This window comes from Psychrobacillus sp. NPDC096389, from assembly GCF_044762855.1.
Lineage (GTDB): Bacteria > Bacillota > Bacilli > Bacillales_A > Planococcaceae > Psychrobacillus.
In genome coordinates, this window is record NZ_JBIWFB010000012.1 from 96,082 (window position 1) to 115,574 (window position 19,493).

The 19,493-nt window shown below is 36.8% G+C and carries 22 protein-coding genes and 1 pseudogene; 4 read left to right on the forward strand and 19 right to left on the reverse strand.

The genetic code is table 11. The features are described 5' to 3' along the window. Positions 1 to 41: 41 nt before the first annotated feature. The 8 genes from lysA to deoB all read right to left on the reverse strand — a co-directional run bounded on the left by lysA (position 42) and on the right by deoB (position 7,954). Positions 42 to 1,352, reverse strand: a complete 1,311-nt coding sequence (gene lysA, locus ACIQ38_RS21640) for a diaminopimelate decarboxylase (RefSeq protein WP_402828329.1) — start codon at positions 1,350 to 1,352, stop codon at positions 42 to 44. 75 nt (positions 1,353 to 1,427) lie between these two features. Next, the gene (locus ACIQ38_RS21645) at positions 1,428 to 2,846 is read right to left on the reverse strand and encodes a spore germination protein (RefSeq protein ID WP_402828332.1); all 1,419 of its coding nucleotides are present in this window, start codon (positions 2,844 to 2,846) and stop codon (positions 1,428 to 1,430) included. A 26-nt stretch (positions 2,847 to 2,872) separates the two neighbouring features. After that, on the reverse strand, positions 2,873 to 3,658 hold the full coding sequence (locus ACIQ38_RS21650) for a SigF/SigG family RNA polymerase sporulation sigma factor (RefSeq protein WP_402828267.1): 786 nt from the start codon (positions 3,656 to 3,658) through the stop codon (positions 2,873 to 2,875). Next, complete coding sequence (spoIIAB, locus tag ACIQ38_RS21655; RefSeq protein ID WP_402828270.1) at positions 3,658 to 4,104, reverse strand: anti-sigma F factor; 447 nt, start codon at positions 4,102 to 4,104, stop codon at positions 3,658 to 3,660. Before spoIIAB ends, ACIQ38_RS21650 begins: the two co-directional genes overlap by 1 nt. Next, entirely contained in the window at positions 4,094 to 4,450 is a 357-nt protein-coding gene (locus ACIQ38_RS21660; protein ID WP_402828273.1) for an STAS domain-containing protein, read from the reverse strand. Before ACIQ38_RS21660 ends, spoIIAB begins: the two co-directional genes overlap by 11 nt. A gap of 307 nt (positions 4,451 to 4,757) precedes the next feature. Beyond that, the gene (locus ACIQ38_RS21665; protein WP_402828276.1) at positions 4,758 to 4,979 is read right to left on the reverse strand and encodes a hypothetical protein; all 222 of its coding nucleotides are present in this window, start codon (positions 4,977 to 4,979) and stop codon (positions 4,758 to 4,760) included. A gap of 485 nt (positions 4,980 to 5,464) precedes the next feature. Then, positions 5,465 to 6,754 carry a thymidine phosphorylase gene (locus ACIQ38_RS21670; protein WP_402828279.1) on the reverse strand — a complete coding sequence of 430 codons (1,290 nt, stop codon included), beginning with the start codon at positions 6,752 to 6,754 and terminating at the stop codon, positions 5,465 to 5,467. 21 nt (positions 6,755 to 6,775) lie between these two features. Then, positions 6,776 to 7,954 carry a phosphopentomutase gene (gene deoB / locus ACIQ38_RS21675; protein WP_402828281.1) on the reverse strand — a complete coding sequence of 393 codons (1,179 nt, stop codon included), beginning with the start codon at positions 7,952 to 7,954 and terminating at the stop codon, positions 6,776 to 6,778. A gap of 252 nt (positions 7,955 to 8,206) precedes the next feature. On the opposite strand from deoB, the gene ACIQ38_RS21680 reads away from it, so the two are divergent. Then, positions 8,207 to 8,833 carry a transmembrane-type terpene cyclase gene (locus ACIQ38_RS21680; protein WP_402828284.1) on the forward strand — a complete coding sequence of 209 codons (627 nt, stop codon included), beginning with the start codon at positions 8,207 to 8,209 and terminating at the stop codon, positions 8,831 to 8,833. 48 nt (positions 8,834 to 8,881) lie between these two features. Here ACIQ38_RS21680 and xerD read toward each other — a convergent pair whose 3' ends face one another. From xerD to ACIQ38_RS21700, 4 genes are all read right to left on the reverse strand, one after another. Then, positions 8,882 to 9,769 carry a site-specific tyrosine recombinase XerD gene (gene xerD, locus ACIQ38_RS21685; RefSeq protein ID WP_402828335.1) on the reverse strand — a complete coding sequence of 296 codons (888 nt, stop codon included), beginning with the start codon at positions 9,767 to 9,769 and terminating at the stop codon, positions 8,882 to 8,884. Positions 9,770 to 9,964: 195 nt separating this feature from the next. Beyond that, positions 9,965 to 10,405 (reverse strand): ferric iron uptake transcriptional regulator, encoded by a 441-nt coding sequence (fur, locus tag ACIQ38_RS21690; protein WP_142537257.1) that lies wholly within the window; start codon positions 10,403 to 10,405, stop codon positions 9,965 to 9,967. Positions 10,406 to 10,491: 86 nt separating this feature from the next. Beyond that, positions 10,492 to 10,959, reverse strand: coding sequence for a hypothetical protein (locus ACIQ38_RS21695; RefSeq protein ID WP_402828288.1), 468 nt, complete (start codon positions 10,957 to 10,959; stop codon positions 10,492 to 10,494). A gap of 56 nt (positions 10,960 to 11,015) precedes the next feature. Then, on the reverse strand, positions 11,016 to 11,558 hold the full coding sequence (locus ACIQ38_RS21700; RefSeq protein ID WP_402828291.1) for an NUDIX hydrolase: 543 nt from the start codon (positions 11,556 to 11,558) through the stop codon (positions 11,016 to 11,018). Positions 11,559 to 11,626: 68 nt separating this feature from the next. Between ACIQ38_RS21700 and ACIQ38_RS21705 the strand changes: the two genes are divergently transcribed. Next, positions 11,627 to 12,529 carry an aldo/keto reductase gene (locus ACIQ38_RS21705; RefSeq protein WP_402828294.1) on the forward strand — a complete coding sequence of 301 codons (903 nt, stop codon included), beginning with the start codon at positions 11,627 to 11,629 and terminating at the stop codon, positions 12,527 to 12,529. Between the two features lie 131 nt (positions 12,530 to 12,660). On the opposite strand, the gene ACIQ38_RS21710 is transcribed toward ACIQ38_RS21705, so the two are convergent. The 7 genes and pseudogenes from ACIQ38_RS21710 to ACIQ38_RS21740 form a co-directional block, all read right to left on the reverse strand. Further along, positions 12,661 to 13,092 (reverse strand): hypothetical protein, encoded by a 432-nt coding sequence (locus ACIQ38_RS21710; RefSeq protein ID WP_402828297.1) that lies wholly within the window; start codon positions 13,090 to 13,092, stop codon positions 12,661 to 12,663. Between the two features lie 18 nt (positions 13,093 to 13,110). Then, on the reverse strand, positions 13,111 to 13,623 hold the full coding sequence (locus ACIQ38_RS21715) for a GNAT family N-acetyltransferase (RefSeq protein WP_402828300.1): 513 nt from the start codon (positions 13,621 to 13,623) through the stop codon (positions 13,111 to 13,113). A 32-nt stretch (positions 13,624 to 13,655) separates the two neighbouring features. Beyond that, a complete protein-coding gene (locus ACIQ38_RS21720; protein ID WP_402828303.1) occupies positions 13,656 to 14,693 on the reverse strand; it encodes a S66 family peptidase in 1,038 nt (345 codons plus the stop codon). Beyond that, positions 14,690 to 15,382: an HAD family hydrolase gene (locus ACIQ38_RS21725; protein ID WP_402828306.1), complete on the reverse strand. Its 693-nt coding sequence runs from the start codon at positions 15,380 to 15,382 to the stop codon at positions 14,690 to 14,692. Before ACIQ38_RS21725 ends, ACIQ38_RS21720 begins: the two co-directional genes overlap by 4 nt. Before the next feature lie 16 nt (positions 15,383 to 15,398). Further along, complete coding sequence (locus ACIQ38_RS21730; protein ID WP_402828309.1) at positions 15,399 to 15,809, reverse strand: DUF4181 domain-containing protein; 411 nt, start codon at positions 15,807 to 15,809, stop codon at positions 15,399 to 15,401. Positions 15,810 to 16,132: 323 nt separating this feature from the next. Further along, entirely contained in the window at positions 16,133 to 18,256 is a 2,124-nt protein-coding gene (locus ACIQ38_RS21735; protein WP_402828312.1) for an ATP-dependent Clp protease ATP-binding subunit, read from the reverse strand. A gap of 208 nt (positions 18,257 to 18,464) precedes the next feature. Next, a pseudogene (locus tag ACIQ38_RS21740) lies at positions 18,465 to 18,569 on the reverse strand (YqkE family protein); the annotation flags it as partial. Between the two features lie 36 nt (positions 18,570 to 18,605). Here ACIQ38_RS21740 and ACIQ38_RS21745 point away from each other — a divergent pair. Both ACIQ38_RS21745 and ACIQ38_RS21750 read left to right on the forward strand, forming a co-directional pair. Next, the gene (locus ACIQ38_RS21745) at positions 18,606 to 18,974 is read left to right on the forward strand and encodes a hypothetical protein (RefSeq protein ID WP_402828315.1); all 369 of its coding nucleotides are present in this window, start codon (positions 18,606 to 18,608) and stop codon (positions 18,972 to 18,974) included. Next, positions 18,962 to 19,279: a hypothetical protein gene (locus ACIQ38_RS21750; protein WP_402828317.1), complete on the forward strand. Its 318-nt coding sequence runs from the start codon at positions 18,962 to 18,964 to the stop codon at positions 19,277 to 19,279. Before ACIQ38_RS21745 ends, ACIQ38_RS21750 begins: the two co-directional genes overlap by 13 nt. The last annotated feature ends 214 nt before the right edge of the window (positions 19,280 to 19,493 follow it).

Consider the following 19,493-nt stretch of genomic DNA (forward strand, 5'->3'; position numbering starts at 1 on the left):
GCATGAGAAATAGTAAACGATTTGTTTTTTTCAACTTACCTTCACTCCTTCTCCATCGTTAGAGGAAGGTCAAGATGAACAATATCTTCTAAAGTTTCTCTTCTAACTGCTAATTGATGTTTTCCATTTTCCACAAATACAACAGCAGGTCTAGCCAGACGGTTGTAATTGCTTGCCATGGCATATCCGTAAGCACCCGTACAGAACATTGCTAAAATATCTCCTGGTTGTGCTTTTGGTAATTCAATATGTTCGATCAACTTATCGCCGGACTCACAACATTTACCAGCGATTGTGTATGTTACATCCGCTTTCTCACCGATTTTATTCGCAATGACTGCATCGTATAATGCCCCGTATAATGCTGGACGAATATTATCCGACATTCCACCATCTACAGCCAAATAGTTACGAACATCCGGCACTTCTTTTTCAGAACCGATTGTATATAAAGAAGTTCCTGCATCGCCAACAAGCGAACGTCCTGGTTCAATCCAAATTTCAGGCATGGCAAAATCTGTTTCAGCAATTAAGCCTTTTACGACAGTGATCATTTCTTCCACATAAACAGAAGGTTCAAGCGGTGTATCTTCTTTCGTATACTTAATACCAAAGCCGCCACCTAAATTTAATACGGTACACTCGAAATCATAATCACGATGCCATTCAATCATTTTTTTTATTAATTTTTCTGCAGCAACTTTAAATCCGATTGTTTCGAAAATTTGAGAACCAATATGACAGTGAAGACCTAGCAATTGAATGTAATCATCCTCAAACACTTGGTTAAACGCAAGATCTGCTTGTCCATTCATCAAATCAAATCCAAATTTCGAATCTTGTTGTCCAGTTGTAATATAGTCATGTGTATGTGCTTCTACCCCTGGGGTAACGCGTAAAAGTATATTTACTTTTTGGTTATTTGCAGCAGTAAGTTCTTTTAATAGTTCGATTTCATAGAAGTTATCTACTACGATACAACCGATATTATGTTCGATTGCAAGTAATAATTCTTCTTTCGATTTATTGTTCCCGTGAAAATGTATTCGTTCTACTGGAAACCCTGCTTTAATCGCTGTATATAACTCCCCACTAGAAACGACATCTAGCGATAAATTTTCTTGTTTCATCACTTGATACATTGCCACACTTGAAAAAGCTTTACTCGCATAAGCAACTTGCGCAGGCACATTTTGTGCTTTGAACGTTTGGATAAATGCGCGTGCACGCTCTCTTATTAACGACAAATCATACACGAATAATGGCGTTCCGTAAGTTTTTGCTAATTCTAAACTGTCGATTCCACCTATTTCTAAATGGCCTTTTTCATTTACTGCATGTGTTGATACCATCACCAAATAAATCGCCTCTTTTCCTCTTTCAATATAAGAACTTTACCACATTAAAAGAGGAGATTGCAATGGGATTCATGACCTTTTGCGAACTGGTGATCTAGTGATAAACGGACGCTTTGCATCGATCGGCATAGGAAAACGCACGAGTATTCGCATAAACGCTTTCGGGAAGAAAGGCATCACTGGCCATAAATAAGGAACATTCAAAGGTCTTAACGACCCAACATAGAAAAGCAAGACGACAAGTGCGATAAAAAATCCATTTGCCCCTAAAAGTGCCGTACAAATTAATATAAAGGTCCGGAAAATTTTCGTCGATATACTTAGTTCATACGAAGGAATGGCAAATGTAAAGATCGCTGTAATCGCTGTATACAAAATGACTTCTGGAACAAATAACCCCACATCTACCGCCATTTGACCGATGACTAGTGCCGCAATAATACCCATCGCTGTCGACAAAGGAGTAGGTGTATGAATGGCGGCAAGCCGCAAAAATTCAATTCCAACATCTGCAAAAATGATTTGCAATAATAATGGAATTTCCCCCACTTCTTTTGGACCAAAAAAATCAAGTGACTTCGGCAAAAATTCTGGATGCTTCGAAAGTAAATACCAAAAAGGAAGCAAAAACAAGCTAAACACTACTCCCGCCAAACGAATCCATCGCACGATGGTACCGATTATTGGAGCCTGCCTGTATTCCTCCGCATGTTGCAAATGATGAAAAACCGTCGTCGGAACTATAATAGCAGAAGGAGATGTATCGACGATAAGCACAATATGCCCTTCTAGTAAATGAGCTGCTGCGATGTCTGGCCTTTCCGTGAATCGCACAAATGGCAACGGATGAAAACCCTGTTTAAACAACCATTCTTCTAGTGCTTTATCCGTCATCGTGAACCCATCGTGTTTGATTTGGTTAAGCCGCTCTCGAATTTGCTTCAAGTTATCATCACTTGCAATGCCTTTTATAAACGAAATGGCAATATCTGTTTGACCTAAAGTCGATACTTGATGAAGCTCAAATTTTAAATCCGGGTCGCGAATCCTTCTTCTAATAAGTGCCGTATTTTGCACAATATTTTCTGTAAATCCATCCCTGGAACCTCTTACAACTTTTTCATTATCCGGTTCCTCGGGACTTCTTCCTGGATAGGACCGCACATCCACTGTATAAATAGAGCCGTTATTTAAGATAAATGTTACTTGTCCACTCAGTAAAGCAACAAGCCACTTCTCTTTGGAATCATACTGGGTAATCGAATAGTATGGGAAATAGTGCTCCATTATTTTATTTTCATCGTCTATTTCTTCTATTATTTCTGCTTGCGCATTCGTTAGTAACTCTGTCAGAACCATTCCGTCCACTAGCCCATTAATATACACAAGCAATACTGGAAATTCATATAAATGCGTATGCAATGTTCCAAAATCATACGATTCATTGACGCCGAATTTTTCTTTTAAATACGCTTCCGCTTCTGACATATTTGAAAATAAGGGTTTCGTTTCAATCACCTATCTTTAGCTTTTGATTGCTCTTCAAAACCAGCTGGTACAAGCCAATTTTTTAGCTGGCTTAATATTTTCTTCTCGAGCCTGGACACTTGTACTTGCGAAATACCGAGTCGCTCGGCAATATCGCTTTGTGTACAGTCTAGGTAATATCGCAAATAAATAATCATCTGTTCTCGTTTTTCTAGTTTTTCTAGTAATTCTCTGAGTGGAATATGGTCAAATGACTTCTCCGAGCGCTCATCTTTCATCTGATCCATTAAGGTCAGTGCATCTCCACCTTCATTTTCGTACAATTGCTCTTGTAACGATGCCGGATCTCTTAATGCATCCGTCGCCATGACAATTTCTTCTCTCGATACTTCTAAAATACTAGCTAGTTCAAGAATCGTTGGTTGACGTTCATGTTTCTTCAGAAAATCATCCGTCGCATGGCGAATTTTAAAGTTTAATTCACGGATGGAGCGACTAATCTTCACCATCCCATCGTCTCTTAAAAACCGTTGAATTTCTCCGATAATCATCGGAACTGCATACGTTGAAAACTTTACTTCATACGACAAATCAAACTTATCTACAGATTTCATCAGACCAATACAGCCAATTTGAAACAAATCCTCTAAATCCGCTCCTCGTGAAGCAAAACGCTGCACAATCGACCAAACTAACCGAGTATTTCCTTCGATCATTTGCTGTCTTGCCTGTTTATCTCCAGCTTGTGACAATGCAATGAGTTCCCTCATCTTTTCCTGGGTTAATAAAGCCGATGTCTTATTATTCATCATTAGACGATCCTACTTGATTCTTGAATTGGTACAAATCGCTTCGTAATAGTTACAGTTGTCCCCCTATCAGGAATTGAGTATATCTCCACATCGTCGCTGAAGCTTTCCATAATTGTGAATCCCATACCAGAGCGCTCTTGTTCCGGCTTCGTCGTAAAAAGTGGCTCGCGTGCTTGACTAACATCTCGAATTCCACGTCCATAGTCCACAATAGATACGACAATTTCTCTATCTATACGTTGCGCATGAATTTCTATTTTACCTACTCCATCTTCTTCATAACCATGTACAATTGCATTCGTTACCGCTTCGGAAATAACTGTTTTAAACTCCGATAATTCTTCGATTGTCGGATCAATTGCTGCGATAAAACTGGACATTACCATTCTCGCTAATGCTTCATTCTCACTTTTTGCTATAAAAGATAGTGTGATCTCATTGTCCATAAACAATTCCCCCTAACTTTGACATAATTTCAATTTCTGATTCGTTATAAATATAGGGACTTAATCCTGCAAACTGAAAAATTTTCTTCATCGTTGGTGAAGGGTTCACAATAATCGTTTGTCCTTCAATTGGTGCAAGTTCACGCATTCTTCCGAGAATAAGCCCTATGCCTGAACTATCCATAAAATTTAAATCTTTTAAATTCCAAACTAATACTTTAATAGACCCGTTTTTAATCAATGGCACTATTTCATTTCGAATATTAGCAGTACTATGATGGTCTAACTCACCTTTTAATCGAATAATAATAATTTCGTCTCCAACTCTTTCTACTTCATGCATCATACAATTCGCCTCCTCGTAATAGCGCAATTCTACATGAACAGATGTTATTCCTTGCGCTTGACAAAAGTAGAAGAAATGATATCTTATTAGTCGATTTTCGACAAAGGGCTGCTCGTTCTTAGTATGGGAAGCTTTCCTATTTTTTAATCAAAAAATAGGCATCTCGTAAAAGTTTTTATAAACCTTTATGAGATGCCTATTGGATTAGGTAAATATGGAGTGTACATAGGGTTGTTATGGGTGAGCATAAGGGCAACATGCATCCCAACTATCTGAGCACAAATGATTAACATAATATCATTCAGCCTTAATAACCATGCTGTCTCTTTTGATAGTAATTGCCGATAAAATAACTACAAATTATTCCAATCAGAAAAGGAATTACAGAGCCACCTGTTTCGATTCCTGTTGAAGTTTCTTCGTAAAAACTATACATGAACAATTTAATATCGAACAAGTAGCCAATCATTAAAAGGAGACTGCTTACAAGAATAAAAGACACTAAACCTACAAATACTGTTTTAATCAATACTCCACCCTCTTTCCGTATTATATTTCTCTAGATTTTAACATATGAGGATATTTTCATACGGATGTTTATATTAATTCCTCAATCGAGCAAGCAAACCGCTTGCGAGCATTCGACTACCGTATCCACGCATACATCTCCCCTATACGAGCAATTCACTTCACCTACCGAGCAATCAAACTACATTTGAGCATTCGACTAACACATCCGAGCATATATCTCTCCTATACGAGCATTTTACTTCGCCATCCGAGCAAGCAAACCGCTTGCGAGCATTCGACTGTCACATCCGCGCATATATCTCCCCTATACGAGCATTTTACTTCGCCATCCGAGCAAGCAAACCGCTTGCGAGCATTCGAACACTGTATCCGCGCAATTCTCCTCCCTATACGGGCAATTAACTTCGTCTTCCAAGCATAGTGAACCCCTACAACACAAAAAAGCAGCCAAATTTGTAAATTTGGCTGCTTCCCTCATAAATATTACATAATTTTCAAAATCGATTTATTCTTCACTGGTTGTGCATCCGTAATTGAATAAGCTTTTTCAATCAATTGAACAGACTCATCCACCGCGTCTTTATTGGAGTATAAAACCGCTAACGTATCGCCTTTTTTAACTGATTGCCCATTAAGTGCTACCAACTTAACCCCAGCGTCGAAATCTAATACATCCGCTTTCGTTAAGCGGCCAGCTCCTACTAAAAGAGAAGCTTTTCCGATTAATTCTGCGTCAATCAAGCTAATATAACCATCTTTCGCTGCCTTTACTTCGATTTCATGTTTTGTCGTTTTCGCGTGAACGTCTGATGCATCTCCACCTTGAGCGGTGATAAATTCTTTCAATTTAGCAAGTGCTGCGCCATTCGAAAGCGTTTCTAATACTTTTTGCTCCGCAACTTCATCACTCACATCCGTTGCAAGTTGATACATTTTAGAAGAAATCGCAATCGTCACGTCTAACAAACCTTGTTCACTCTTTTTATAGTTATCCAAGAAATCATGAGCTTCCACTACTTCTAGCTTATTCCCAATATTGTGACCTAGTGGCTGATTCATATCTGTAATAACAACCGCTACTTTTCTGCCTAAACTTTCGCCGATTTGAATCATCGTTTTCGCTAACTCGGATGCATGTTCCAAATCTTTCATAAATGCACCTTTACCACATTTTACGTCAAGTACAATACCATCCGCACCGCTCGCTATTTTTTTACTCATAATAGAAGACGCGATTAATGGAATGCTGTCGACTGTACCTGTCACATCTCGTAAAGCGTACAGTTTTTTATCCGCAGGTGTTAAATTACCCGATTGACCGACAATGGCAATTTTATGTTCATTTACTTGTTTAATAAATTCATCCGCTTCCAATTCTACATGAAAACCATCGATAGATTCTAACTTATCTACTGTACCGCCAGTAATTCCAAGTCCTCTACCACTCATTTTGGCAATCGGAATATCTAGAGATGCTAAAATAGGCGCGACAAGTAAACTTACTTTATCGCCAATTCCGCCTGTGCTATGCTTATCCACTTTAAATCCTTCAATACTCGAAAGATCAATGACATCGCCAGATTCTACCATCGCTTTTGTTAACGAAGCGGTTTCATTTTCATCCATCCCATTAATTAGAATGGCCATAAGCATAGAACTCATTTGGTAATCTGGAATTTCATCTTTTGTATACTTCCCGATCATATATTGAATTTCTTCTTCAGTAAGTGAATGGTTTCGTTTTTTCTTGTCAATCAATTCAAGCATATTCATTTATTTTCCCGCCCTTAACAATTATTTTAATGAAGATAAGAAACTTTCACCGAATGCTGTTTGAGCAACACTAAAGTTTTCTGCAATCGTTGCACCGATATCTGCAAATGTTGTGCGAAGTGGTAATTCTTTTATTTCTTTCAATTTTGGAGAATAAACCGTTAACGGCACGAACTCACGCGTATGATCCGTACCTGGCATTGTCGGGTCATTTCCGTGATCCGCTGTAATAATGAGCAAATCTTCTTCTGTTAATTTTGGTAAAACTTCTTTTAAACGAGCGTCAAATTCTTCTAATGCTTTTCCGTATCCAATTGGATCTCGACGATGACCAAATGAAGCATCAAAGTCTACTAAATTTAAGAAGCTAATACCTGTAAAATCTTTATCTAATGTTGCGATAAATTTATCCATGCCGTCCATATTGTCCGTCGTGCGTTCTGTAGCAGTAATACCTTCTCCATTAAAAATGTCATAAATTTTACCGATCGCTAAAACGTCCAGTCCTGCATCTTGTAATTCGTTCATCGCAGTACGACCAAAAGGTTTTAATGCATAGTCATGACGATTTGATGTGCGAGCAAAGTTCCCTGGCTGTCCGATAAATGGACGTGCAATAACGCGACCTACTAAAAACTCCTCAGAAAGTGTCAGTTCTCTTGCCACTTCACAAATATGGTAAAGTTCATCCAGTGGAATAATCTCTTCATGTGCAGCGATTTGTAACACAGGATCTGCCGAGGTATAAACAATAATTGCACCCGTTTTCATATGTTCTTCGCCAAGTTCATCTAAGATTGCTGTACCACTCGCAGGTTTATTGCCAATTACTTTACGACCGATTTTTTCTTCTAAAGCAGAGATTAGTTCTTGTGGGAAACCATTTGGATACACTTTAAAAGGCTTATCGATGTTCAGCCCCATAATCTCCCAATGTCCAGTCATTGTATCTTTTCCAACAGAGGCTTCTTGCATTTTTCCAAAATACGCAGTTGGATTTTCTACACGTTCAATCCCTTGAATTTTATCAATATTACCTAGACCAAGTTTTTGCATTTCAGGCATGTGGAGGCCACCCATTTTTTCTGCAATATGTCCAAGCGTATGAGAGCCAACATCACCAAAAGCAGCTGCGTCAGGCGCTTCTCCAATTCCAACTGAGTCCATAACAATTACATGTATGCGCTTAAATTTGTTCATTTTATTTACCTCCTCGTCTTTACTTCTAGTTTACCAAAAATATTCAGAATGTACAGGTCAGACCTCTGACTTATTTAATAGATTTTATGTACTCCTATTATAACAATATTTGTATTTAAAACGAAATAATGAGCAAGTCAGAGGTACAATCCTTTAGGTAAAGATTCTCTTTTTTAATTAATTACTTTTGACATAAACATTGAATTTTTACTCATATAGTGTCCTAGAAGAGTATTTTTAATGGAGGATAGTATGAACAATCAAGAGGATTTACTTTCAATATTACAATTAGGTATGGGATTATTTTGGATCATTACATATATACTCATTATTAAACGTGGATTTCAAGATAAGAAATATGGAATGCCAATGGTAGCAATTTGTGCAAATATATCTTGGGAATTTATTTTTTTATTCATTTTTACACCGGATGATCCACAAAAATTAATCACGAGCATTTGGTTAGTATTAGACATCATTATTATGATTCAATATTTAATCTTTGGCCGAAAGGAATTCAAACAATATATTTCTGCAAACTTTTTCTATTTCTCTTTTTTCTTAACGCTAGGCATAAGCTTTCTACTTATCATTGCAATGACGTTGGAATTTAATGATGTGGAAGGGAAATACGCTGCTTTTTTACAAAATTTAATGATGTCCGGACTGTTTATCTTTTTATTAATAAGACGAGGTAACGCCAGCGGTCAATCAATATACATCGCAGTTTTTAAAATGCTTGGAACCTTATTTGCTTCTATTGCGTTCTTTCTATATTTTAAAACGTATTTGATTACAATACTTGCTGTCGCTACATTAATTTATGATTGGATTTATATTGTTCTTTTATGCAAGTTAAAGAGAAAGTTCCCTGTGTAAGAAACAATTCAGAATCGTTTCTTACACAGGGAGAAGAAAGGAGCGTATTTAAGCCCTCGGATGAAACTCTTTATAAACTTCTTTCAAACGTTTTTTACTTACATGCGTATAAATCTGTGTAGTAGAAATATCCGCGTGACCCAACATTTCTTGGACTGCTCGTAAATCCGCTCCATTTTCGATTAAATGGGTGGCAAACGAATGTCTGAGCACATGCGGTGTAATGTCTTTTTGGATACCGGCATTCGCTACATGTTTATTTAATAGTTTCCAAATACCTTGCCTTGTTAGACGTTTGCCACGTTGACTGATAAATATTGCGTCTGTCCGTTCTGCCTGTTTCAATAGTTTAGGTCTTGCTTCCTCTAAATAAGTCTTACAAGCGCGTATAGCTGCCCCTCCAAGCGGAATAATTCGTTCTTTTCCACCTTTCCCGAATACACGGACGAATCCCATCGTTAAATGTAAATCTTCCAAATCTAAATTCAAGCATTCACTTATACGCATACCACTTGCATACATAATCTCAAACATTGCTAGATCACGAACACCTTGAGGTTTTGATAAATCAATGCTATTTAATAAATTCGTTAGTTCTTCTACCGATAAAAAATTAGGCAACTTTTGATCGATCTGGGGAAGCTCCAGATGGATTGTCGGATCTGTACTAGCCACTTTTTCTCGCAATAAAAACTGGTGAAAGGAGCGGATCGATGAAATATGCCTTGCAATGGTTCGTGCAGACTTGCCTTCTTCTTTTAGTTTCCGCAGATGGACGAGAATATGTTGGCGTTCAACCTTATCTAGCGTATGTAGCTGTTGTGTTTCTAGTACTGATTTTATGTAATCGACTAAATCTTTTTGATAAGAAGTTAATGTGTTATCTGCTAACTGGCGTTCAATTCGTAAAAAATGTAAATAATCTTCTAAATGCATTAATCCGTTTTTCAAAAAGTTCTTCCTCCTCTATCAATTACGCCTCGGCGTAATTGCGTCCAGATTTTGAATTGCGCATTTTGCAATTAACTCCCATCAAAATCTGTGACATCCGCCGGAGGCTTTACTTGCCTCAGCAGTTAATTTTGCAGAGCCATGTAAAAAAAGGATAGCATAATGCTATCCTTTTTTGGGTTACTTATCTTGGCAGCGATGACACACTCCGTGAAATGTTAAACGATGGTCTTTTATTTTAAAGTTCCATTTATTTTCTACGATAGCTTCCACGTCTTCAAGTAAATCTTCTTGAATTTCATCTACTGCACCACATTCAATACAAACTAGATGGTGATGGAAATGCGCTGCCCCTTCTTGTCTTAAATCATAGCGGGATACGCCATCTCCAAATTGAATCTTGTCTACTACATTTAATTCATTCAATAATTCCAGTGTTCGATACACAGTTGCAAGTCCAATATCTGGTGATTTTTCTCTAACTAATAAAAATACATCTTCCGCACTTAAATGGTCTTCTTCGTTTTCTAGCAAAACACGAACAGTCGATTCTCGTTGCGGCGTCAGTTTATAGCCCGCACCAGATAATTGTTTTTTTATACGATCAATACGGCTTTCCATATGACGCCCCCTTAAACTTCTTTCATTATACCAAAAAATGAATTCTCATTACAAGAGATACACTTAATAATAATTATTAAAAAGCATTAATTATTATATAATACGAATGGTATAAAGAAGAACTCTATAATAATAACAATTCCATAGAGGGAAAGCGAGAACAAATTGACTCGGTTTGCAAGTGCTAGAAGAAGTAAACAATAGATTAGTTGAAACGGGAACCACCAAAAGACATAAGGAAATGTAGATTCTTGTGTTTGAAGCAAGTAACTAGAGCCAAATCCATAGAACGTAATTCGAAAAGCACAAATGATTAAAATGAGTTTGCGCAAATAACGATGCTGATAAAATAAAAAGAATACGACAGCAATCATAATATGCGGAAAAATAGTTTCCAGAAAAGTAGGCTGCTCTAGTAATAAAACACGTGCGTCCAGGAGATTAATAATCCATTGCTGCTGTTCTGGTGTACTTTTTTCAAAAAGATACAAACCACCGATAAAGCTAAAAACGAGTACGCATAGTGAAATGAGAATAGTGTAAGACTGGTTCAAGTTGGAACACCTCCCTATCTATTCTCATCATATGCTTGTACTATGTTTTAACATGTCTATTTTAAATAGTTTTTTACCCATAGAAATGCAAATGCAGTTTTGGCATCATAGATTTGCTTTGTAGTAATCATCGATTCCATTTCCTCTAAGGAAACATGCATCAATTCGACAAACTCATCCTCATCCAATTCTGCTTTTTCTTCTACTTTGACAATATTTTCTGCTAAGTAAAGATGAATAATTTCATCTGCGAATCCAGGAGATGTGGCAAAGGATTGGATATATTGAAGTTTTTTTGTCGTATATCCTGTTTCTTCTTCCAGTTCCCTCAAAGCGGTTAGTTCTGGGTCTTCGTTCGGCTCTATTTTTCCAGCTGGTATTTCAATAATCGAACGTTCTAAAGCTTTTCGATATTGTTCGACTAAAATTATTTTTTTATCTTCAGTAATTGCAATGACGGCTACTGCTCCTGGGTGCTTCACAATTTCTCTTTTTCCGGCTTTCCCATTCGGTAATTGCACATCATCTACTTGTAATGTGATAATTTTACCTTGGAATTTCATTTCTGTCTGAATTGTTTTTTCTTCGAATTTTTTCATTTTTCATTTCCTTTCATTTGAAAGTCCCTTTTCCTCATTGTACCATGGAGGAAAGGACGTGATACATTTTGAAGAAAAGACAATTAGGAAAAAGTGATTTATTCGTTTCGGAAATAGGTTTGGGTTGTATGTCACTCCCATCAGATCAACAAGACGCTGAGAAAATCATACAAGTGGCACTTGCTCAAGGCATCAATTATTTTGATACCGCGGATTTATACGATAATGGTGAAAATGAAAAAATCGTAGGAAAAGCGTTGAAAAATAATCGCGAGTCTATCATTTTAGCAACAAAAGTCGGTAATCGTATGAATGAATCTGGTGACGGCTGGTCATGGGATCCTTCAAAAAAATGGATTCGGGCGGCTGTCCACGAATCATTAAAACGACTTCAAACTGATTATATTGACGTATACCAATTGCACGGTGGCACAATGGAAGACGACGCCGATGAAGTGATTGATACGATGGAAGCATTGAAAAAAGAAGGCCTTATCCGAGCATACGGCATCTCTTCCATCCGTCCCAATGTAATCAATCGCTTTCTAACAAAAAGTAAGGCGGTTTCAGTCATGATGCAATATAGTTTACTAGATAGAAGACCAGAAGAATGGTTGCCACTACTAGAAGAACATCAAGTTTCTTTACTTAGTCGAGGCACGCTTGCCAAAGGTTTGTTAACTGCTGAGGGACTTAATCGTGCAAATAAAACCGGTGAATATTTAGGCTATTCTAAAGAAGAGTTGCTAAAAACTCTTGAGCAATTGCAATCACTCGGTGCGCCAATCGCTGCTGTAGCTCAACAACATGTATTAGAACAAAAAGCGGCTGCGTCCATGATCATTGGGGCAAGTAGCGCAGAACAGCTTATAGAAACGGTCAAGGCCTATAATACGGAAGTTTCTAAGGATGTCCTATTAAAGGCTAGAGAGATTACAAAACAAGATGTGTATGTAGAGCATCGGGTGTAATGATAGGAAACCGCTGAACTTTGGGAGTTCAGCGGTTTTTTTGTGGTTATAGGCTGGATTTTGCGATTCTGGGATGATATCTTGCGATTCTGGGCATAGATTTTGCGATTCTAAACCCGTATCTTGCGATTTCACTTTTTAGATAAATTATCCGTATAAGAAAGTATATGTTTCTTAATCCTTTCTTTTTCTTCCTCCGTCATATCATTTAACTTAAAAGTCTCTCTCTTATCCTCCGGTATAAGAATTGTAGAAGGCTTTTGAAGCTCTTCTTTCAAATCTTCCCCATGGCCAACATTGGTAATATCAGAAGAAGTATAATCGGAAGCTATTATCTCTGTTCTCTTATAATTTCCATCCTTATCATAAAAGTCCTCAATCGACTTAGTATTTACTGTTATATAATTTTTGCCTTCCACCACATTTGTTAAATCATTTACTTTTTTGTATCCAGCATTTTCTCCCAATGTTTCGACTACATAAACACTCACATGCTCATATTTCTCCGTATTACTACAAGCAAATAAAAGAAGAAGTGGAATGATAAACAAACTCTTTTTCAAATTAGCTCACCCTCCTATCTAGTGATGTAGATTATATCTGTATTGTATAAGTTGATTTTCCCTTCCTAAATATTCTTCTTGACCAATCCTACTTATCTCTATGAATCCTATTTTCTCAAGCATTTTTCTGGAACGCATATTTTCTTCATGGGTTTCTGCATGGAAAACAGTAATCCCTAACTTTTCAGAAGCATAGTCCATCATGCATAAAATGGAACTCGCTCCAATTCCTTTTCCCCATAGTGTACGCTCCCCGATAGCAATTCCTAACTCAGCCGAATTATCTTTTATATTAGCTAAATCTGCATAACCGATTAAATTACCTTCCATTTCTATACCCATACGGATAAAATCTTCCAAAATATTATTTATACAATGAAGCCACCAACTATATAATTCTTCTTCACTTCGATTCTTCTCCCAACCATTGGCTGTACAAAAAATGTCATCCTTGCTCCAATTTAAAACGATTTTATAATCATCCATGCTAAGAGGTCTAATCTTGATCGAATGTAGACAGTTTTTTTTCAATCATTGTTCTCCTCCTTAAGCAATCAAACTTTTTAAATAAACTTCATCGTAATCGAGCCTTTTCCACTATTATATTTCACAGTTGCTAATGCACCATTTACTAAAATATTTTGAGGAGGCGTATGTCCGATATCAGCATCATATATTACAGGTATATTATAACTCTCAAAAACGTCTCTTAATGCATCGGTTAGCGTGAAATCCCCCAAATCTTCATAACTACTCGTTCTCCCAAAAAGAACGCCTTTAATATTTGAAAACCAATTATTTTGTTGCATTTGCCATAATGCTCTATAAATTTTAGCGGCATCCATTCCAACAGTTTCTAAATACCAAATGACTCCTTCTTCTTCACAATATTCATGAACAAAATGAGTCACTTGATCAAAAGGAGTACCAACAAGTACTTGCAATGTATTTACACACCCTCCGATCAGTCTTCCAGAAAATGTGACCTCATCCTCATGATTCAACGTTTTCCATGCTGTTTGAGAATCGAGGAAAAACCCTTTCGCTGGATTTGCAAATACTTGCTCCCAACTTGATTGGTATTTTTCAGACGAATATTGTGTAACCTCTTCATTTTCCCTGCAGCTAAGTACTTCCATCCATTTACCAGACAATTCATCCCATTCTGGGGCCGATAATTCACTGAAATTTACTCCGTGTGCTGATGCGTTACCAGTTATCGTCGTATAAGCAAAATTTAACGTACTAATATCTGAATAACCTAATAGCCATTTCGGATCCATTTCCTTTAGTTTAGCCCAGTCCAAAATTGGTAGTATTTCCATCGCAAAACTACCTCCCCAAGGGGGGATGATAGCATTTATTTGATCATCTAGAAGAAACTTCATTAATTCATCTGCTCGTTTTTCTTTACTAGCACTCCTACCTTTATGTTGTGTGCGTGCAGTTTCCCCAATTATTACTTGAACCCCCATCTTTTCCACTTGCAGCTTAGCCTTTTCAATAAGTATATGTAATGACGATTCGACACCACTGGATGGCGCTGTAACGCCTATGTAACTACTTGGTTGTAGAGGTTTAGGGTATTTAATTTTTTTCATCTATTTACTCCTCCTATTTTAGTAATCAAATCCAAATTTCTTATCATAGTAGGAAGCTCTCCCAAATCCTCCACCGCATAATCAGGCTCAAATGCATCCCATTGAACGTCTTTTTTCCATATCCCTTTCATGCCCACATACTGGGACGCCTTTACATCATTTTCAGGATGATCACCAACGAAGACACTTTCGCGAGGCTCCTTATTCAACCTCTCTAACGCTCTTTTAAAAATTGCAGGATCTGGTTTTTTCATTCCTTCCGTTTCAGATACTAATATTGCGTCAAAATAATTTTCAATCCCCAAGGCCCTTATATTATCCATTTGAAATTGCCCGAATCCATTCGTAATCATTCCTAAAGCAAGGCCATCCGTTTTCAGTTCTTCCAACATACTTTTAAGATTTGGAAAAGGAACACAGTGATGCTTAAATTCTGTTATATAATCTCCCAATAAATTCTCCCAACCTATTCCCACAATTTCGAATTCTTCTACTAATTGTTGATACACTTTATCTTTCCACACATATCCACGACAATCTAACTCTATAAATCTAGTCATATATTCCTCTTTAGATATATGCCCCAAATAATTTCCTAATCTTTCGTATTGATTTTCAATGAATTTTTTTACAGACGCATCCCGGTCAAGTAAAGTACCATCCAAATCAAATAACACCGCTTGAATCATTCGTCTATCCCCTGTCCTAATTCATAAATCCCGAAAAGTAAGTCTTCGCACATGCAAAAATAACAATAATCATAAATAACATCTCACTTAATGTATAGATATAATCCATGCGATTAGTTGCATATTTCCACTCCATAAAAGCACGTACTAATGCATCCAAAACAAAAAAGATTATTACGAAACCCAAAAAATACAAAGAAATATTTTCGAATTCTGAGTGTTCAATTTGCCACATATTGAAAACAATACTGATAATAAAAAACATAATAGGTAGTATTCCACCAATTTTTTTATGTAGATCGTTCACATATCTATTCGAAAATATATTCTTTTTTTCTACTTTCATTACTCTTGTCATGATTTTATTAAAAATAAACATTAATATAAATATAGAAACAAAGAATAGAATTGCTTTTGCCCACACCATCTAAAATCCCCTCCCAATAGTGGCAGTTTTTTCTAACTTTTTATTTAGTGTATCATAATATTCAATTAATTTGAGTCTATACTTAAACAGAACTGAATATTTTCGTGGATAGAAATATAGAGAAACAAGGAATGAGCCGATAGCTTACATAAGATAGACAATGTGGACAAAGCGCATCCCTAGGTCAATTGCGGATTACATTATATTTTTTGTCATTTATATCAATGGAATTCTCTAATCAAATAACAACAATAAACGCAAAGAAGGGACAGCCTAATGGCTATCCCTTAAATTCTCTATCGACTACCTTTAATTAGACGTCATTACATTTTGCCAACAACAATTTCTTCATCCACAACATCCACATAGATCTTTTCAACATGTTCTTCTTCCAAAATAAGATCTGTTAAAGGATCTTCAATTTTGTCTTGGATAACTCTGCGAAGTGGTCGAGCACCGAACCGTTTGTCGTAACCTAGTTTGACCAAGGCTTGTTTTGCTTCTGCTGAAATGGTGATGTCCATATCATTTTCCGCAATCGTACCTTGTAAATCTTCCAGCATCAAGTCTACGATTTGAAGTAAATTTTCTTCCGTTAATTCATTGAATGAGACAATAGCATCGAAACGGTTAAGAAATTCCGGTTTGAAATAAGCACCTAACGTTTCAAGCATGTTGACAGATTCATGTACGGTTTGATTGAATCCTACACTTACTTTTTTGTCGCCTGTTCCCGCATTACTTGTCATAATGATAACCGTATCTTTGAAGCTAACTGTTCGACCATGGGAATCTGTCAAACGACCATCTTCCATGATTTGCAGGAACATATTTTGCACATCTGGATGTGCTTTTTCTATTTCATCCAGCAGTAAAATGGAATATGGATTACGTCGAACACGTTCTGTCAGTTGACCTGCTTCTTCATGTCCTACATAGCCTGGAGGGGAACCAATAATTTTAGACACCGAATGTTTCTCCATATATTCACTCATATCCAGACGGATTAATGCGTCGCGTGAACCAAATAGTTCTTCTGCTAGCACTTTTGTGATTTCAGTTTTACCTACACCTGTTGGACCAACAAATAAGAAGGAACCAATTGGACGATCTTTAGACTTAAGCCCTGCACGACTGCGACGGATGGCTTTGGCGATTTTAGTGACCGCATCTTCTTGCCCAATCACTTTTTTACCTAGATTTTCTGCGATACCTTTCATTTTCGCTTGTTCTGCAGCTTGAAGTTTGGTTACAGGAATTCCCGTTTTTTCTTCTACAATTAATTCGATATCTGCAACCGTCACTTCTACTTGAGGCGTGTCGCCATTTTGTTTGGCTTGCTCCAATTGTTTGCGTAACTGGATTTCCTCAAAACGTAAATTTGCAGCTTTCTCGTAATCTTCTTTTTCTGCCGCTTGTTCTTTTAGTTGAATGACTTCGTTTAGACGTGTTCCAATAGACTCTGAATTGGCAGATGCATGGGTTAGATTTAATCGCGCCCCTACTTCATCCATCAAGTCAATTGCTTTATCTGGTAAAAATCGATCTTGAATATAACGCTCGGATAAGGTCACAAATGCTTGAATTGTCTCATCCGGATAGTGCACTTCATGGAAGTTTTCATAACGATCTTTAATTCCATTTAAAATATGAATCGTATCTTCTGTAGATGGTTCTTTTACGATAATCGGTTGGAAACGGCGCTCAAGAGCAGCGTCTTTTTCAATTTGACGATATTCTTTAAGCGTAGTAGCACCGATAAGTTGTAATCCGCCACGTGCTAAAGCAGGTTTTAAAATATTCCCAGCATCCATTTGTGAACCTTCTGCTGTTCCAGCACCAACGAGTAAGTGAATTTCATCGACGAATAAAATTACATCTTGCCGAGTTTCCAGTTCTTCGATCAATTGTTTCATTCTCTCTTCGAACTGTCCTCGAATACCCGTATTCGTTACGAGCGAAGCGACATCTAACAAGTACACTTGTTTATTCATCAATTTTACCGGTACATCGCCTTCATGAATTTTTACTGCAAGTCCCTCGGCGATTGCTGTTTTACCAACACCCGGTTCCCCGATTAACACCGGATTATTTTTATTTCTTCTGTTTAAAGTTTCGATGACACGTTTGATTTCTTGATCACGTCCGATAACTGGATCAATACGACCATCTTTAGCATCGTTTGATATATTTTTACCAAGTTTGTCTAACAAGCTATTGCTGTTTTGCTCCCCAATCTGTCTTGTTTGTGTTCGTGCTCGCTGACTACCATTTGCTTCAGAGTAAAATTGTCCGTCATTACTAAATGAAGGCATTTTTCCTGCAGTCAATTGGTTTTGAATATCTTGAAAACACGTATGACATAAGTGCATTTGCATTCCTTGATGATTCACTTGCACTTTCAAACTCATCGTTGCGTCGTTTTTATTACAATATTGACATTTCATATATATGTCCTCCTTCAAATAATCATTTGACTTTGACTATCTTTAACCTTTGACATTAGTATACACTGACCTTTTTTGACTTTCAAATAATTTGCTTGGGTATTGTTGATTAATAAACAAATAGATTATTAAACAAAATTGGTAACAAAAAAGACTGCCTAGAAATGTATTATTTCTAAGCAGTCCTTTATTAATAATTGAATTTCACCTAAAACTTCGAACCACCATATCCATATTCATCAAGTAGTTCATCAAACGTTTTATTTTTTTCTTTTTGCTTTCTTTCAAAAGCTAGCTGCGCTTGTCGTTCTTCTTAATGGAACTTTATGAAGATAATCTATATGTAATAATGCAAGAATTTCAAATCATTCAAACCTATAAAGAACATGGACCACAATGGAAACCCGGGAAAGATTTACTGCATTTAAGGAAACGAATTGATAGACGTGATCTACCTTTAGAATCTACTTTGCAAGAATACAATAAGTTAATTATTGATATAGTTACAAATAACCAAAGTAACGTTTACATTTATCAACTGAAACATTTTGAACAACGCTATATGGTTTTTTCCGCAAATAATTGGATAATCATCATTGGTGAAGATACAATTATGGAAACAGCAATGTTAACTAGTTCACCCCAGCGTTACTTATCTAAAGAAAAAGGATATAATTATATCGTTACAGTGAAGGAGGTTTTTTCATGGATCGAATGACATTAATAAATCTTTATGGCCAAGGAGTCACTGATTGTGAAACAAGCCCTTTTGAAATGCTTGAAACATTCCATATTCGAAGCGAATTACATCATTTGTCACTTACAAAAGAAGAGAAAAAAATGTTAGCTGCCTATGATATAAGATTACTAAGTCATGCGGAACGAGTTTTTGAACATACAAGTAAAGCCTATGACTTTTCATCGTCGAAAGAGTCGACAGAAGAATGGTGGTGGCATTTAGATTCGCTACTCAAGGGCGAAATTGTATTCAGTGCCACATCCATTTACGATGATGTGATTTAATAATTATTTAAAACTAAAATTACTCAAAAGAGGCTGGGACAGAAGTAGTCTCAATCAATGAAAAAAGTGAAATCGCACGCGCGATTTCACTTTTTTCATTTTATTTTAAGATTATACGGACAAGAGCTTATACTCTTGCCGTATATTTTCGGATATTCACGGCCATTAATGCAAGGCCGATTTCGTGTTCGACCTTAGATTTTCCACGAACAGA